The following is a 16541-nucleotide window of genomic DNA, read 5'->3' as shown; positions in this document are numbered from 1 at the left end:
CTCGCCGAGTTTGGGTAGGAGTAGAGCTATGACCCAACCTGGACCCGATCCCGACAGCCTGCCGCCGATCAACCCGAACGAACCCGTACCGGACGACGCCGGGCCGCTGCTGCCGGACACACCGGAGACGCTGCCGCCGGCCCCGGTCGAGCCGATGCCCGGCCCCGACGACCCGGACAGTGTGCCCGTCGGCGCCTGACTCAGGTCAACCTCAGCCAGCCACGATCTCGTCGATGCGGGCGGCCAGATCCAGATCGTTGCGAGTGAGACCGCCGGCCGAATGGGTGCTCAGTGTGAAGGTCAGACTGCGCCAGCGGATATCGATGTCGGGATGATGGTCGGCATCCTCGGCCACCTCGGCGATCCGGCGTACCCATCCGATACCGGCCAGGAAGCTCGGCGCGTCGACCTTGCGGGTGATCGATGCACCGGCGGCAACCCCCGGTTCTCCTGAACTCTGCCAGGCCGGTAGCTGAGCGAGACCGACCTCCAAATCATCCTTGCTGATCAGTGCGGCACTCATGGGTTCATACTGCTCCTTGTGGCCGAACCTGTGCACATCACGCTGATCGGCGGCGGCTGGAGCAGCGTCACGGCAGCCGCGCTGTATTCGCCGTTTCTGCGGGCCGCCGGCGACAATCCCACGGTTGCCTGCCTCCTCCTCGACGAGGGCCACGGGGCCGACGAGTTCACCCGATGGCAGGGTCTGCTGACCTCCCTCGCCCCGTGCCGTCCGATCCCGCTCCTGGTCGCCGTCGGCGAACTGTTCGAGCCGGACCTGCTCGTCGATACCGGGGCCGACGCCCTGCTCGTCGGCGGCGGTCTGACCCCGGCCTATGCGCACGCGCTGGTCCCGGTCGCGGCCGACCTGCGAACCTGGCTGGCCGCCGGCCGCCCGTATGCCGGCTTCTCCGCCGGTGCGGCGATCGCCTCTCGAGACGCGATCCTCGGCGGTTGGCTGCTCGATGGGCACCCGATCTGCCCGGCCGATGCCGGCGAGGACCTCGACGAGATCACCGTCTCGCCCGGTCTTGGACTCATCGGTGCCGGCGTCGACGTTCATGCCGACGCGTGGGGGACGCTGAGTCGAGCTGCGGCCGCGGTCCAGTCCGGTCTGGTGGCCTCGGGGCTGGCGATAGAGGAGGAGACGGCGCTGATCATCGACGGGGGTGCGGCCGTCGTCGCCGGGGCCGGCGGGGTGCACCAGATCGCGGCGGGGCATCACGGCCCGGTCCTCACCCGCCACGGTGCGGGGAGCGCGCTCTCGCTGGAGAGCATCGGTATATGAGCCTCACCCGCGTCGAGGCGCTGCGCCGGGCCGAACTGCTCACCGTGCACCGCTACCGCATCGAGTTGGACCTGACCCTCGGTGAAGATGTCTTCGGGTCGGCCACACTGGTCCGCTTCGGCTGCTCCGAGCCCGGAACCGCCACCTTCATTGAGATTCACAGCGAGACGCTCCTGGGCGTCGTCCTCAACGGTGTCGACATCCCCGCCGCGGCCGAGGGCAGCCGCATCGAGCTGAACAACCTGCAGGCGGAGAACGAGCTTCTCATCCGGGCCAATCTCCCGTACTCGCGCACCGGCGAGGGTGTCCACCGCTTCACCGACCCGGCCGACGGGCAGACCTACGTCGGCGCCTACGGCGGCAGCGACGTCAGCCAGCATGTCTTCGCCTGCTTCGACCAGCCGGACCTCAAAGCGGTGCTGGAGGTGTCCGCCATCGCCCCGCCGGACTGGACAGTCGTCTCGAACGGGCTACTGGCCGCTCGCGACGCGGCGGCAGACCGCTGGTCGTTCGCTCCAACCCCGCCACTGTCGCCCTACCTCTTCGTGCTGGTCGCCGGGCCGCTGCACTCGGTTACCTCCGAGCACGCTCAGCTGCCCTTCGCACTGTATTCACGGGCCTCTCTCGCCGAGCAGCTCGACGCGCAGGCCCCGCAGATCTTCGCCATCACGCACGCCTGCTTCGATCGCTACGCCGAACTCTTCGACGAGCCGTACCCGTATGACTCCTACGATCAGGCCTTCGTACCGGGGCTCAACTGGGGCGCGATGGAGACGCCCGGCTGCGTCACCTTCCGCGACGAACTGCTCTTCCAGTCGGCGGTCACCGGCACCGAGGAGCAGAGCCGGGCCATGGTGATCGCTCACGAGATGGCGCACATGTGGTTCGGCGACCTGGTGACGATGCGCTGGTGGGACGACCTCTGGCTCAGCGAATCCTTCGCCGAATACATGGGATTCGAAGTCACCGGTCAACTCGGCGCCTTCTCCGATCCCTGGACGGACTTCGCCATGGCCCGTAAGACCTGGGCCTACGACGCCGACCAGCGGCCCACCACGCATCCGGTCGCGCCGGCCGCCGAGGACGTCGGCGACACCGACGCCGCCTTCGCCAACTTCGACGGAATCTCCTATGCCAAGGGTGCGTCGGTGCTCCGGCAGCTCGCGGCCTGGCTCGGGGACGAGGCGTTCCAGGCCGGCATCAATCACTTCATCACCCGTCACCGCTTCGCCAGCGCGACCCACGACGACCTCTTCGACTCGCTGGCCCTGACCTCCGGACTCGACGTCCACGCCTGGGCGGCGGAGTGGATCAGAACCTCCGGTGTCGAGCGGCTGAGCACCGCGACCACTGCGGCCGGGAACTTCGTCGTGCGACGCCAGGGAAGCCGTCCTTACCGCCTCTCGGTTCAGACTTTCATCAGTGATACAGAGGCGAGTCTGCAGGCCGCTGAGGTACTGCCGGTCGACATTTCGACCGACGAGACACTGCTGCCACTCCCGGCCGCCGACCCGAAGACAGCTGACCGGAATACCGCCGTGATGCTCAATGTGTCCGACGAGAACTACTGTAAATTGCGGCTGGATGCCGACTCCTGGGCCACGCTGAGCGGCGCGCTCAGCTCGATCCCCCAGCCGATCACCCGCGCCGTGCTCTGGACGACGGCCCGGGACATGGTCCGCGATGGTGATCTGCCGCCGACCGAATACATCGATCTGGTCGGGCGACAGCTACCGCTGGAGGTCGACCCGGCTATCGTGCGCAGCGTGCTGGCCGCCGCCCGCTACGAGGTGATCGATTGGTACCTCCTCGATGCCGAGCGGGACGAGAGTCTGGCCGTCATCGCCGAGGTCTGCGCCCGGCTTCGTGCGGCTTCGGCCACCTCGGCGGCCGGGACCGCGGGCTCCGATCTGCGGCTTGTCGCGCTGCGGGTGCTGATTGATTCCTTGACCTCATCCGATTCGGTCGCGCAGCTGCCGGGCTGGCTCGCCGCGGGCCGGGTACCGGACGGCCCGGTGCTTGACCCGGACCTGCGTTGGCGAATCCAGTTGCGTCTGGCCGTGCTCGGCGCCCGCTCGGCCGACGACATCACCGCTGAGCTACAGCGGGACCGGTCATCCATCGGCCACGAAGGCGCACTGCGCTGCCGGGCCGCCCGGCCGGACCTCGAAGCGAAGGAGGCCGCCTGGAGCTCCATGTTCGCCCGGACGGCCGAGTCGGGTCAGCTCAGTGCCCGTCAATTCACCGCCGCCGGGCAGGGACTCTGGTGGCCCGAGCAGCGCAGCCTGACCAGCGAGCTGGTGCCGCGGTTCTTTCCAGCCGCCGCTGAGACGGCGCAGCGTCGTGGGCCGCAGATCGCCAAGATCCTGGGGAATTCGGCCTTCCCCCGGCACGCGGCGAGCGGCGCGACGCTGGCCGCTCTCGATGCCTGCCTGAGCGACCCCAGCCTCTCACCGGCCCTGCGCCGGCACTTCACCGACCGCATGGACGATCTGGGTCGAGCTTTGTTCATCTTGCGGTCGCCGCGCGGCCAGCTGCTGTAAACCTCGGCTGTCAAGACTCACCCTGGACTGCGCCACCGGGCGCGTGATCCTGAGTAAATCATGGGGAGTTTTGATGAAACGTCGAGCTATCGCGCTCGCTGTCACCGGCACGTTCGCCCTCACTGCCGTCTCCGTCTGCGCCGCGGCCAGCGCCGACGCCGGAAAACCGGACGCCGCGCTACTGGCCCAGTCTGATGCCTATCTGCTGAGCCAGGACCACACGCTGAAGGCGCGCGCCAGCGTGCTGGGCAACGATCAAGGGGGACCGACCGCGATCGTCTCGCACACCGACCCGACCCACGGCACCCTGACACTGAACCCCGACGGGACCTTCAGCTACGTACCGGCGGCCGGCTTCAGCGGCGTGGACAGCTTCGACTACACCGTCAGTGACGCCGTGACGCTCTACCAGACCCACCTACCCCCACTGGCCACGATCGGCGGCGTGAAGATCACCGGCGGCGCCTACGGTTCGTCGCTGGCTCCGGTGCCCGGTTCGAAGAACGAGGTCTACGGCCTCACCGACCGCGGGCCGAACGTCGACGGCCCGAACGGCACCAAGATCGAGCCCATCTCCTCCTTCGATCCGGCGATCGGCAAGTTCAAGCTGGTGAACGGCTCCGCGGTGCTGGAGCAGACGATCCCGCTGAAGGCCGGGGACGGCACGCCGTACAACGGTCTGGTCAATTCGCAGGCCTCGACCGGAGAGACGATCACCGATCTGGACGGGAACGTACTCCCGACCAGCCCCAACGGCTATGACTCCGAAGGCCTGGTCGCCCTCAAGGACGGCACGTTCTGGGTCTCCGACGAGTACGGCCCGTTCATCACCCACTTCGACAAGCACGGCAAGGCCATCGAACGCCTCTCGCCCTTCGACGCGTCGCTGCCGGCCGAACTGGCCCAGCGGGTGCCGAACAAGGGCATGGAAGGGCTGACGGTCACGCCGGACGGCAAGACCCTGGTCGGCATCATGCAGTCCGCCCTGCAGACCCCTGACCTCACCAAGAAGCCGGCCAGCGTCACCACGCTGCGCATCGTGACCTACGCCTTGAAGTCGCACGCCACCCACGAGTACCTGTACCTACTCGACGATCCGAAGGTGAACAGCGGAGCGGTCAGCGAGATCACCGCACTCACCAACACGACCTTCGTCGTCGACGAGCGGGACGGGAAGTTCGAGCCGAACGCCTACAAGAAGCTCTTCACGATCGACCTGACGAACGCGACCGATGTCGGTCCGAAGGCCAGCGTCCCCGGCGCGACCTATGACGCCACCAAGGGCGGCCTGCTGGTCGGCGCGAACGCCCAGTCGATCGACGCCTACGTCGGAACCGACGACACGGCCACCGCCACCGCGGACCTGGCCGGCGTCGGCATCACCCCGGTGAGCAAGACCCTCGACGTCGACCTCGGCGGACTGCTGACCAGGCTGGACCCGACCGGCGGTTTCTTCGGCCACGACAAGGTCGAAGGCGTGGCGACCACTGACCAGGGGAAGACGCTCATCGTCAGCAACGACAACGACTTCGGAATCTCCGGGGTCACCGGGACGTCGGCGCCCTTCACTCTGGCACCGAAGATCCTGCCGAACGGGCAGCAGGACGACGGGGAGTACCTGGCCATCGACACGACGAAGCTGAACGACCCGACCAGCACTGCCACGGTCTCCATCTTCGTGACGCCGCCCGGCATCCACCACTAGTTCCGGCGATATCCACTACCGGCTCGGGCGATACCACTACTAATCAGGCGATGAGGCCCATCAGACGGGCCCCATTCGTCCAGAGCACCGCCCGTAGCCAATCGTCACCCAGCTCCAGCCGCCGCAAGGCCTGGAGCTGGGTGACATACGGGTAAGGAATATTGGGGAAATCCACGCCGAGGACCACCCGGTCGCCGAGATCGGCCAGCCGCTGCACGTACTGCGCCGGCATCGGGGCGTACTCGTCGGCGAACTCGGTACCGGCCATCGTGGTGTCCAGGTGGACGTTCGCGAAATCGTCGACCAGATCGGCGAAGGCGTCGTACTCCGGCATCCCGAGGTGAGCGATCACCAGGGTCAGGCGGGGAAACCGGGTGAGCAGTTCACGGACATGCCCGACGCCGGTGAACCGCCCGTGCGCCGGTGCCGAACCGGCGTGAATCACGATCGGGACGCCGGCCTCCTGTAGCTTCCCCCACGCCGGGTCGAGGAGCTCGTCAGCCGGTGAGAAACGACCGACCTGGACGTGCACCTTGAACAGCCGCGCCCCGGCGGCCAGCGCCTCTTCGACATAGTCGCCGACGCCCTCCTCCGGATATAGCGTCGCCGAGTGCACCGCGTCGGGCACCCGGGCGGCGAACTCCGCGCACCAGTCGTTGAGCCAGGCGGCCATCCCCGGCTTGTGCGGATAGGTCAGCGACGGGATCCCGCGAAGCCCGAAGTCACGCAGCAGCCGCAGTCGCTGCTCCTCGGTGCCGCGGTAGTGCACCGGCCAGGCCCGGCCGTAGTTGATCTCGGCATTGTCGAAGAAACCCTGCACCTTGCGATGCATCGGCTCCGGCATGAAGTGCACATGGATGTCAGCCAGCCCCGGCAGGCCCAGCGACTGCCAGTGTTGACGCACCTCGGACGCCTCCGCCTTCGGCCCGTCAACCATGCCTGCGACGCTACTTCACAGGCTCCGTTGTCAGGCCGCCAGTCCGGCGTAGCGTCCGTTCTCCTGGAGGAGACTGTGGTGAGTTCCCGTCTCGATGACGCGGCCGTGGTCAAGCACCACGATCTGATCCGCATCGCGGACCGTCGAGAGGCGGTGGGCGATGGTGATCGTCGTCCGGCCGGCCGACAACTCGTCGAAGGCCCGCTGGACGGCCCGTTCGGTGTCGTTGTCCAGGGCGCTGGTCGCCTCGTCCAGGACCAGCACCCGCGGGTTGCGCAGCAGCGTCCGGGCGATCGCGATCCGCTGCTTCTCCCCGCCGGAGAAGCGGTGACCCCGCGATCCGACCATCGTGTCGTAACCCTGCGGAAGTCCCATGATCAGCCCGTGGATCTGGGCCGCCTGGGCCGCCTGCTCGATCTCGGCGTCCGTCGCCGACGGCTTGGCGTAGCGCAGGTTCTCCCGCACCGTCGTGTGCAGCAGGTACGTCTCCTGGCTCACCACCCCGACGATCTCGGAGAGATCGGCCAGGCGCAGGTCGCGCAGGTCGACGCCGTCGATGGTGATCCGGCCGCCGCTCGGATCGTAGAGACGGGCAGTCAGCGCGGCGAGCGTGCTCTTGCCGGAGCCGGTCTCTCCGACGATGGCCAGCGTCGAGCCGGGCGCGACGTCCACACTCACGGCGTTCAAGGCCGCGCTGTCGCTGCCCGGGTAGCGGAACGTGACGTCCTCGAAGCGGACGTGACCGGCCGAGCGTGCCGGGTCCACGGCCACCGGGTGCGCCGGATCGGCGACATCGATCGGCAGGTCGAGGTACTCGAAGATCCGCGCGAAGAGGGCCAGCGAACTGGTGAGCGTGACTCCGACCCCGAGCAGCCCCATCAGCGGGCGGAAGAGGTTGGACTGCAGCGCGGTGAAGGCGACCAGGGTGCCGATGCTCAGCTTTCCCGCGGTCGCCGGCAGCCCGGCGCTCAGGTAGATGACGGCCGGAATCGCCGCGAAAATAACGCTCATCGACGCCATCCGCCAGCGACCGGCGAGCTCGGAACGCAGCTCCAGGTCAATGAGCCGCTTGGACGACTCGGTGAAGCGTTCGATGAGGGCGGCCCCGGTGCCCATCGTCTTGCTGAGCTGGACGCCGCTGATCGACAGCCCCTCTTCGATGGTGACGTTGAGATCGGCGAGTTCCCGCTGCCGTTCGGCGGTGATCGCACGACGCATGCGGGCGACCTTGCGGGTCAGGTAGATCGCCGGCGGCATGACCACCAGCGAGACCAGCGAGAGCTGCCAGGAGAGCGCCACCATCGCCACGGCAGTGGCGATCGCGGTGGTGAGGTTGGAGGCGATCGATGTCGCGGTCGAGGTGACCACCGATTCCATCCCGCCGATGTCGTTGGTGATGCGGGACTGCACCTCGCCGGTGCGCGTCCGCGTGAAGAATGCGATCGACTGGCGCTGGAGATGGGCGAAGACGTCGGTGCGCAGCCGGTGCATGACCTGCTGGCCGACCTTCGTGCTGATCCACGTCTGCATCACGCCCAGGGCAGAGGTGACCGCGGCGACGGCGACCATGCCGACCACCAACCAGACCAGCAGCCGGAGGTTCTGCTCAGGCAGGGCCTGGTCGATGACGGCGCGCAGCAGGAAGGGCGAGGCCATCGCGACGATCGATGACGCGACGATGATCGCGGTGACGACGGTCAGCGCGAGACGGTAGGGGGTGAAGAGGCGGGCGATGCGCCCCAGAGAGACCTCTCGGGCGCGGGCCTTGTCGGCCGCACTGACCGAACGGGGGCCACCCCGACGATGCTCAGTAGGCTCCCCGTTCGACCCGCGAGGGGCGGCGTCCGGGGTGATGTGGTTTTCGGTTCGGGTCTGCGTCGGCAAAAGACGTACCTCCCTGAATAGGAGTAGATGCTTGCGTATTTGTTACTGAGGTAACCTCAATATGAGGCTACAACAGCTTCTGCTGATAATCTATTCCGATGACGGCGGAGGAGCGCGAACCCAGTAGCGCGGTCAACGAGGAGACGCTGGTCGAGGCCTTCTGGGGGGTGGCCCGGCGGCTGCGGGGGCTCTCGCTCCAGACGCTGGCACCGTTGGAGATCACCCCCTCCCTCTCGCGGGCCCTCGGGGTCCTGCAGCGTCACGGTGCAATGCGGTTGAGCGAACTCTCCGATCATCTACGGATAGCCGCCCGCTCGACGACCGAGGTGATCGACACCCTCGAAGAGCGCGGCCTGGTCGGGCGACACCCGGATCCGGCCGATCGGCGTGCCACGCTGGTCGAGCTCACCACCGCCGGCGACGAGCTGAACCGCAGTATCCGGGACGCCCGCCGCACCGAGGCGGCCAACTTCTTCGGCACTCTGAGCGCCGCCGACCGGGCCACCCTGATGCAGATCCTGAGCCGGCTCAGCGCCGCCGACCCGGACTGATCCCGGAATCTGGCACGCCCGCGGTGCTTGAGAGACTCCAGAGCTGTGCACAACCGCATACCGGCGGTTAAATGGAGTCATGCCTCTACAAGGTGAATATGAACCGAGTCCGTCCAAGCGCTCCCGGGATCAGGTCGAGCTCTACGAGTCCTCCGACGGCACCGAGGGGACGACCCTCTTCGGGCTACCGGTGATCGTGCTGACCAGCGTCGGCGCCAAATCCGGCAAGATCCGCAAGACCCCACTGATGCGCGTCGAGCATGAGGGCCAGTACGCGGTCGTCGCCTCCCAGGGAGGCGCCCCGACCCACCCGGTCTGGTACTACAACCTCGCCGCCGACCCGCAGGTCGAGCTGCAGGACGGCCCGACCCGCCAGGACATGGTGGCCCACCTGGCCACCGGCGAGGAGCGCAGCCAGTGGTGGGAACGGGCCGTCGAGGCCTACCCCTCCTACGCCGACTACCAGACGAAGACGTCTCGCGAGATCCCCGTCTTCGTGCTGGAGCCCGCCTAAACGACCAACGCTTTTGGCACACCTGCAGGGATATTCCCGGTCGCTGTGCCAAAAGCGGTGACACTGACGACAGTGGCGCGAGCGCTCCCCGTAGTACAGTTTCCCTATCAAGACGATAGGCAAACAGTAATTGGGGATGGGCAAGTCGATGAAGGTAGCAGTGGTAGCCGGCAACCCGAAGCCGAACTCACGCACGCTCGCGGCGGCGACCCTGGTGGCCGAGCGGCTCACCGGACGGCCGGCGGACGTGGTGGTGGACGTCGTCACCCTCGGCCCTGGACTGATCGGCTGGGGTGACCCAGCGGTGGCGCAGGCAGTGGCGGCGGTACAGCAGAGCGACTACCTGATCTGCGCCTCGCCCACCTACAAGGCCACCTACACCGGCCTGCTGAAACTCTTCCTCGACCAGTTCCCGAGCAACGGACTGGACGGTGTCACCGCCTTTGCGATCATGCTGGGGGCCGGGCCGCAGCACGCGCTGGCCCCGGAGCTTCTGCTCAAGCCGGTGCTGGTTGAGCTCGGAGCGTCGCTCCCGTCGCGGGCGCTGTACCTACTCGACTCGGAGTGGGAGACCTCGGCCGCCCTACAGCCCTGGGTCGACGGCGCGCAACGCTTCCTGACCGAGGGTGCCGGGGCGAGGGTGTCATGACCGTGCTGACCCACGACCAGCTCAGCGGCGAGGTGCTGCGCAGTGCCTTCGGCTCGCACCCGAGCGGCGTCACCGCCGTCTGCGCAACCATTGACGGCGAGCCGACCGGCCTCGTCGCCAGCTCCTTCACCTCGGTGTCGCTTGAGCCGCCGCTCGTCTCGGTCTGCGTCGCGCACACCTCCACCACCTGGCCCCGGCTACGCCCGGCGGCCCGGCTGGGCGTCAGCGTGCTGGCGGCCGATCACCACGAGGTGGCTCGCCGCCTCTCCGCCCGGGCGGCCGAGCGATTCGACCAGGTCGGCTGGGAGGAGAGCGCGAACGGTGCGGTGTTCATCGACGGCTCCGCGCTGCGCCTGGAGTGCTCGATCGAGAACGAGGTACGGGCCGGTGACCATGACATCGTGCTGCTGCGGGTGATCGCGGTTCAGTCCTACCCCGAGGTCGCCCCGCTGGTTTTCCACGCCAGTCGATTCCGCCGGCTGGAGGCCTGACATGTCCCGCTCCCTGACGCTGACCCCGGTCGAGCTGGGTGTGCCCGAAGTGACCCGCGCCGCGCAGGAACTCGCCGCCGGGCGTCCGGTCATCCTGATCGACACCACCACCGGAACGGGCGAGGGCGTGTTGGTCGTCGCCGCGGCGGCGGTCACCACCGAGGCCATGGCCTTCCTGGTCCGGCACAGTTCGGGTTTCGTCTGCGCGGCCCTTCCGGCCGACCTGGCCGATCGCCTCGGGCTGCCACCGATGACCTCGCAGAACCAGGACCGCGGCCAGACCGCGTTCGCCGTCTCCGTGGATGCATCGGAGGGGATCAGCACCGGCATCTCCGCCTTCGACCGGGCTCGGACGGCGCGACTGCTGGCCGACCCGACGACCCTACCGGCCGACCTGCGCCGACCCGGCCACCTCGTTCCGGTGCGCGCGGTCAACGGAGGCGTGCTGGCCCGGGCCGGGCTCACCGAGGCCTCGGCTGACCTCGCGGCACTGGCCGAGCTCCGGCCGGTGGCCGTGCTCGCCTCGGTCGTCAGCGAGTTAAACCCGACGGAGCTGGCCGCACCGCAGGAGCTGCGGAGTTTTGCCGCGACCCACGAACTGCAGGTGGTCGAGATCCGGCAGGTGAAGGCCCACCGGCTGCGTACCGAGCGTCAGGTTCAGCAGGAGGCCGAGGCCCGGCTGCCGCTTCCGGCCGGCAACTTCACCGCCGTGGGTTTCCGGTCGACGATCGACGGCGCCGAGCACTTGGCGCTGGTTGAGGCCCGCACCTGGACGGCGACCCGGCCGCCGTCGGTCTACCTGCACGCCGAGTGCGTCATCGGCGATGTCTTCGGGTCCTTCGGATGCCCGTGTGGCGAGCGCCTGCAGGCCGCCCTCGAGGAGCTCGGCCGGTGGGGCAACGGTGTGGTGCTGTACCTGCGGACCGGACAGCGCGGTTCGACGCGGCTGACTGACACGCTGGCCGGTCTGGCCGGTGGCTCCGCCTGCCCGGCCACCCTCACCGCGGAGCAGCAGTCGGTCGCGGCCGAGATGCTGCTCGACCTCGGAATCGAGCGCACCGTGAGCCTGGGCGAGGTCCCGCAACTTCTGGCCCGGTAAGCCGTCGCATCGCCCGCCGCGCGGGCTGGCCCGGTAGTCAGCCCGGTCTGGCAGAGTTGTCCCGGTGTGGGCGATCCTCGGCTTAGCCGGTCTGGTTGTGGTCGTCACCGGATGGCTGCCGCCCGACCGCGCCCGCGACGTGGCGATCACGCGGGCCGGCCCGATCCTGGTCTTCCTGCTCGCGATCACGGTCCTGGCCGAACTGGCTGACCGCGCCGGAGTCTTCGACGCCGCGGCCCGCGCCTGCGCCCGGGCCGCCCGGGGCTCGACCATCCGCCTCTTCCTCCTGATCAGCCTGCTCGGCACGCTGACCACCATCGGGATGAGCCTCGACACCACGGCGGTGCTGCTGACGCCCGTCGTGCTCAGCCTCACCGACCGGCTGGGTCTGCGGCCGCTGCCGTTCGCGCTCCTCGCGGTCTGGCTGGCCAACACCGCCAGCCTGCTGCTGCCCGTCTCGAACCTGACCAACCTGCTCGCCGTCCAGCACGCCAGCATCTCCGCGCTGCGCTTCGCCGGTCGGATGGCCCTGCCGGAGGTCGTCGCGGTCAGTTTCACCGTCATCTATCTCGGGTTTCTATACCGGCGGGATCTGCGCACCCGCTACACCTCACCCGAGCCGGTGGCCCCCGAGGACATCTGGACGTTTCGAGTCTGCGCGCTGGCCTGCATCGCCCTCGCCCCCGGCGTCCTCGCCGGCGCCGCGCCGTGGGCCGTCGCCGTCGGTTGTGCCGGCGCCGCCACCGTCGTCTTCCTAATCCGACAGCGGCGCGCGCTCTCCTGGTCGCTGCTGCCCTGGCGCATCCTGGTCCTCACCGAGGGCCTCTTCCTCACCGTCAGCGCACTGGCCGACCACGGCGGAACCCGCCTCATCGAGCGGCTCACCGGTGACAACACGCTGGCCACCACCGCCGTCTCGGCCGGCGCCAGCAACGCGGTGAACAACCTGCCCGCGTACCTGGCCGTCGAGACGACGATCCCCCCGGGTCATACGACACAGCTCTTCTCCGCCCTTCTCGGGACGAACGCCGGGCCGCTGGTGCTGCTCTGGGGATCGTTGGCCACCCTGCTGTGGCGGGAGCGCTGCAAGGCCCGCGGGGTGCACGTATCGGCCTGGACGTTCGCGGCGGTGGGCATCGGCGGGGTGCCGCTGATGCTGCTCGGCACCTGGGGTGCGCTACTGGTGACCGGCACCCGATGAGCGCCGACCGGATCGACCGCCGCACCCGCAACCGCACTCTGCTGCAGCGCCAGCTCCTGCTGGAGCGGAGCAACCTCTCGGTGGTCGAGGCGATCGGGCACCTGATCGGGCTGCAGTCTCAGGCCCCGACGCCGCCGTACTACGGACTCTGGTCGCGGCTGGCCGACTTCGCCCCGGACGACCTCTCCCAGCTGCTGGTGAACCGGCAGGTGAGTCGTCTGGTGATGATGCGCAGCACGGTGCATCTGATGACCTCGCCCGACGCGCTGACACTCCGCCCGCTGCTACAGCCAATGCTCGACCGCGCCTTCGCCTCGTCACCCTTCAACCGGGCGCTGGTGACGGCCGGCGTCGACCGGGAGGAACTCACCACGGCCGGCCGCCACGTCGTCGAGGAGTCTCGCTGCACCGCGGCCATCCTCGGAGCGGAGTTGGGGCGGCGCTGGCCGGACGTCGAGCCGTCCGCGCTGGCCCAGGCGATCCGGACCTGGGTCCCGCTGGTGCAACTCCCGCCGCGGGGGTTGTGGGGGCGTTCGGGGCAGACCACCTATGACACGGCCGAGCACTGGCTCGGCGTGGCGGCGGCGGAGCAGCCGGCCGAACCGCTCGTGACCCGCCTCGGACGTCTGGTGCAGCGGTACCTGTCGGCCTTCGGTCCGGCCAGTGTGGCCGACGTGCAGAAGTGGTCGGGGCTGACCAGGCTGCGCGAGGTCGCCGACGAGTTGCCGCTACGTCGCTACCTCGACGCCGACGGGCGCGAACTGCTGGACAGCGAGGACGGCGAGCTGATCGACGGGCAGACCTCGGCTCCGGTTCGCCTGCTCGCCGAGTTCGACAACATCCTGCTCTCCCATGCCGAGCGCAGTCACGTCTTCGATGACCGGCATCGGCTGCAGATCATGAGTCAGAACGGGCTCATCAGCTCGACGGTGCTGGTCGACGGCTTCGTCGCCGGCACCTGGCGAATCGAGAAGGGCAAGCCCGGCCAGACGCTGCGGCTGGCGATTCAGCTCTTCAGCCGGGTCACCGCCGCCCAGCGCCGGGAGACCATCGCCGAGGGCGCCCGTCTCGGTGCCTTCGTCGATCCGAGCGCCGGCGGGGTTGAAGTGACGTTCACGGCCCAGCCGTAGGGGCCAGCCGTAGGGCCCAGCCGTAGCGGCCGATCGCAGCGATCAGTGTCGGAACCAGCCGGTCAGAAACGAGAAACGGCTCCGGGTCTGTCCTGGTGGACAGGCCCGGAGCCGGTTAGCCGCTGAGGAGCGCCGCACCGCCGAAGCGATTGGCGCCGGTGACTCGGTCTCGGTGGAACCCCCGTGCCATTAGACCGATCTGCCTGGGCCGTCGGAACCCCCGAACCGACTGAGCCCATTGCGTTCGATCGGATCCCCAGAACCGATCGACCACCCCTTCGAATGAAGCCCCAGATCCATTCGAAGGATGTTGCCACCATCCCCGCGCGCTCTTACCTCTAGCTGTAACTCGCGGTACCGATAAGCGAAATTTAGCTTGTGTGGTACTCGAAGTCAAGCAAACTCAGGAAAGACCTCTGAAGTCCGCCCCCGTGTCTAACAAACCGTCTATTCATATCGGTCAAATGCCGTGTCTTTCGCCTGGGTTACCGTCGGCAAAGAATTTTTAGCGAGCTGTCGATTCCGGTCTCAACCGAACGACGCGTTGTTGAAGCAGGGTTCATTCTCGGCCGGACTGGCCGGGCCCTGCTCGAGGGATACGAGCGAAGGAGACATCGGGATGCGATTCATGGTGCTGGTCAAGGGAAACGCCGAGAGCGAAGCCGGCGTGATGCCGACCGAGGAACTCCTCACCGAGATGGGCAAGTACAACGAGGAGCTGGTCAACGCCGGAGTGATGCTGGCCGGCGAGGGGCTGCACCCGAGCTCCAAGGGGTTTCGGGTCGAGTTCCCAGCGGGGAAGCCGAGTATCACCGATGGGCCGTTCGCCGAGGCGAAGGAACTCGTCGCGGGCTACTGGATCTGGGAAGTGAAGTCCCGTGACGAGGTCATCGAGTGGATCAAGCGCGCTCCGTTCGGCGAGGGAGCTGAGCTCGAGGTTCGTCAGGTCTTCACCGCCGACGACTTCGGCCCGGCGCTGACCCCGGAACTGCGCGAACAGGAGGAGCAGCTGCGCCAGCGCTCGGCCGCCAACTCCAGCTGACACTCTTTGGTTCTGGCCGGTTTCCCGCCGGTGACCGGCCAGGCCCGGGGTGCGCGGCCGCCAAGCTGCAAGTGGAAGTGGCGGTGGAGGTGGAGGCGGAGGTGGAGGCGGCGGATCTAGGCTGGGGCGATGACCAGCGGCGCTACCCACGGTGCCATCGAAGCAGTCTGGCGCATCGAATCGCCGCGACTGATCGGTGGACTGGCCCGGATGACCGGCGATGTGGGTCTGGCTGAGGATCTGGCCCAGGACGCCCTGGTCGCGGCGCTGGAGCCGTGGCCGTCGGACGGCGTTCCGAATAATCCCGGGGCCTGGCTGATGACCACCGCCAAGCGGCGCGGGATCGACACCTTCCGGCGCAATGAGCGATTGGGGCGCAAGCAGGCTGAGCTGGCCCACCAGCTGGAGACCTCGATCCAGCCGGGTCTGGACGCGGGCTTCGACGATGAAGTCGCCGATCGACTGGACGACGAACTCGACGACGATCTGCTCCGCCTCATCTTCACCTGCTGCCACCCCGTGCTCGCCGCGACCGCCCGGGTCGCACTGACCCTGCGGGTCCTCGGCGGCCTCTCGACCGAGGAGATCGCCCGGGCCTTCCTGCTCAGCGAAGCCACCGTCGCCCAGCGGATCGTGCGGGCCAAGCGAACCCTGGCCAAGGCGGAGGTGCCGTTCGAGGTGCCCAGTCCGTCCGAACGACCGGAGCGCCTCGCCTCGGTGCTCGAGGTCATCTACCTGATCTTCAACGAGGGGTACTCGGCCACCGCCGGTGACGACTGGATGCGCCCGACGCTCTGCGCCGAGGCGCTGCGGCTCGGCCGGATCCTGGCCGGCCTGGCGCCCGCCGAGTCGGAGGTGCATGGTCTGGTCGCCCTGATGGAGATCCAGGCGTCGCGCACCGCCGCGCGGACGGCGGAGGATGGCACGCCCATCCTGCTCCTGGAGCAGAACCGGAGACTCTGGGACCAGCTGCTGATCAGACGGGGGTTCGCGGCGATCGCCCGGGCGCAGGCGCTGGGGCGGGGTGCCGGCCCGTACCTGCTGCAGGCCGAGCTCGCCGCCTGCCACGCCCGCGCCCACCGGGCCGAGGAGACGGACTGGCTGCGCATCGTCACGCTCTACGAGCAGCTCGGTGCGCTCACCCCGTCGCCGGTGGTCGAGCTGAACCGCGCGGTGGCGGTCGGGATGAGCGGCGACCCCGGCCACGCCCTGCAGATCGTCGACCAACTGGTGGCCACCGCGGGCTTGAACGGATACCACCTACTGCCGAGCGTGCGGGGCGACCTACTGGCCCGGCTGGGTCGCTTCGAGGAGGCCGGCCAGGCCTTCTCCCTCGCTGCCACTCAGACCCGCAACACCCGTGAGCAGGCGATGCTGCGTGAACGCGCAGCCAGCTGCGCCGCCCGGTCGGGGAGCGGGCAGTAGCGGCCGCCGGCAGTTCAGAAAGTCTGGGGGAACCTCTAACGCGATTCCTCTCAGCATCTCCCGGATCCTGCCGATGGAAGGG

The 16541-nt window shown here is 68.5% G+C and carries 16 protein-coding genes; 13 read left to right on the top strand and 3 right to left on the bottom strand.

The genetic code is table 11. The annotated features are described in order from the left end of the window. The first annotated feature begins 28 nt into the window (after positions 1–28). Positions 29–199 carry a hypothetical protein gene (locus CPH63_RS22550; RefSeq protein WP_172892158.1) on the top strand — a complete coding sequence of 57 codons (171 nt, stop codon included), beginning with the start codon at positions 29–31 and terminating at the stop codon, positions 197–199. Between the two features lie 12 nt (positions 200–211). Here the strand turns inward: CPH63_RS22550 and CPH63_RS04750 are convergent, their stop codons facing one another. Continuing rightward, the gene (locus tag CPH63_RS04750; protein ID WP_096304952.1) at positions 212–523 is read right to left on the bottom strand and encodes a 4a-hydroxytetrahydrobiopterin dehydratase; all 312 of its coding nucleotides are present in this window, start codon (positions 521–523) and stop codon (positions 212–214) included. Positions 524–541: 18 nt separating this feature from the next. Here CPH63_RS04750 and CPH63_RS04745 point away from each other — a divergent pair, with 18 nt between their 5' ends. From CPH63_RS04745 to CPH63_RS04735, 3 genes are all read left to right on the top strand, one after another. Then, positions 542–1288: a Type 1 glutamine amidotransferase-like domain-containing protein gene (locus CPH63_RS04745; protein WP_197704577.1), complete on the top strand. Its 747-nt coding sequence runs from the start codon at positions 542–544 to the stop codon at positions 1286–1288. Beyond that, the gene (gene pepN / locus CPH63_RS04740) at positions 1285–3831 is read left to right on the top strand and encodes an aminopeptidase N (RefSeq protein WP_096301796.1); all 2547 of its coding nucleotides are present in this window, start codon (positions 1285–1287) and stop codon (positions 3829–3831) included. The genes CPH63_RS04745 and pepN overlap by 4 nt, the downstream gene beginning before the upstream one ends. Before the next feature lie 73 nt (positions 3832–3904). Further along, the gene (locus tag CPH63_RS04735; protein WP_096301795.1) at positions 3905–5536 is read left to right on the top strand and encodes an esterase-like activity of phytase family protein; all 1632 of its coding nucleotides are present in this window, start codon (positions 3905–3907) and stop codon (positions 5534–5536) included. A gap of 43 nt (positions 5537–5579) precedes the next feature. On the opposite strand, the gene CPH63_RS04730 is transcribed toward CPH63_RS04735, so the two are convergent. Together CPH63_RS04730 and CPH63_RS04725 are read right to left on the bottom strand one after the other, a co-directional pair. Further along, a complete protein-coding gene (locus CPH63_RS04730; RefSeq protein ID WP_096301794.1) occupies positions 5580–6473 on the bottom strand; it encodes an amidohydrolase family protein in 894 nt (297 codons plus the stop codon). 30 nt (positions 6474–6503) lie between these two features. Continuing rightward, positions 6504–8216 carry an ABC transporter ATP-binding protein gene (locus CPH63_RS04725; RefSeq protein ID WP_371364853.1) on the bottom strand — a complete coding sequence of 571 codons (1713 nt, stop codon included), beginning with the start codon at positions 8214–8216 and terminating at the stop codon, positions 6504–6506. A 239-nt stretch (positions 8217–8455) separates the two neighbouring features. Between CPH63_RS04725 and CPH63_RS04720 the strand changes: the two genes are divergently transcribed. The 9 genes from CPH63_RS04720 (at position 8456) to CPH63_RS04680 (ending at position 16459) form a co-directional block, all read left to right on the top strand. Then, positions 8456–8908 (top strand): MarR family winged helix-turn-helix transcriptional regulator, encoded by a 453-nt coding sequence (locus CPH63_RS04720; RefSeq protein WP_096301793.1) that lies wholly within the window; start codon positions 8456–8458, stop codon positions 8906–8908. A 79-nt stretch (positions 8909–8987) separates the two neighbouring features. Next, on the top strand, positions 8988–9422 hold the full coding sequence (locus CPH63_RS04715) for a nitroreductase family deazaflavin-dependent oxidoreductase (RefSeq protein WP_096301792.1): 435 nt from the start codon (positions 8988–8990) through the stop codon (positions 9420–9422). A gap of 148 nt (positions 9423–9570) precedes the next feature. Continuing rightward, positions 9571–10071, top strand: a complete 501-nt coding sequence (locus CPH63_RS04710) for an NADPH-dependent FMN reductase (RefSeq protein WP_096304950.1) — start codon at positions 9571–9573, stop codon at positions 10069–10071. Beyond that, a complete protein-coding gene (locus CPH63_RS04705; RefSeq protein ID WP_096301791.1) occupies positions 10068–10562 on the top strand; it encodes a flavin reductase family protein in 495 nt (164 codons plus the stop codon). The genes CPH63_RS04710 and CPH63_RS04705 overlap by 4 nt, the downstream gene beginning before the upstream one ends. 1 nt (position 10563) lies before the next feature. After that, the gene (locus tag CPH63_RS04700) at positions 10564–11661 is read left to right on the top strand and encodes a 3,4-dihydroxy-2-butanone-4-phosphate synthase (protein WP_096301790.1); all 1098 of its coding nucleotides are present in this window, start codon (positions 10564–10566) and stop codon (positions 11659–11661) included. 64 nt (positions 11662–11725) lie between these two features. Then, positions 11726–12862, top strand: coding sequence for an SLC13 family permease (locus CPH63_RS04695; protein ID WP_096301789.1), 1137 nt, complete (start codon positions 11726–11728; stop codon positions 12860–12862). Next, the gene (locus tag CPH63_RS04690; protein WP_096301788.1) at positions 12859–13992 is read left to right on the top strand and encodes a winged helix DNA-binding domain-containing protein; all 1134 of its coding nucleotides are present in this window, start codon (positions 12859–12861) and stop codon (positions 13990–13992) included. Before CPH63_RS04695 ends, CPH63_RS04690 begins: the two co-directional genes overlap by 4 nt. Positions 13993–14611: 619 nt before the next feature. Next, the gene (locus CPH63_RS04685) at positions 14612–15034 is read left to right on the top strand and encodes a YciI family protein (RefSeq protein WP_096301787.1); all 423 of its coding nucleotides are present in this window, start codon (positions 14612–14614) and stop codon (positions 15032–15034) included. 129 nt (positions 15035–15163) lie between these two features. Further along, positions 15164–16459 carry an RNA polymerase sigma factor gene (locus CPH63_RS04680; RefSeq protein WP_096301786.1) on the top strand — a complete coding sequence of 432 codons (1296 nt, stop codon included), beginning with the start codon at positions 15164–15166 and terminating at the stop codon, positions 16457–16459. The last annotated feature ends 82 nt before the right edge of the window (positions 16460–16541 follow it).

Source organism: Jatrophihabitans sp. GAS493 (genome assembly GCF_900230215.1).
Taxonomy (GTDB): domain Bacteria; phylum Actinomycetota; class Actinomycetes; order Mycobacteriales; family Jatrophihabitantaceae; genus MT45.
Note: the sequence above shows the minus strand (reverse complement) of the source record. Positions and strands in the feature narration are given on the sequence as shown.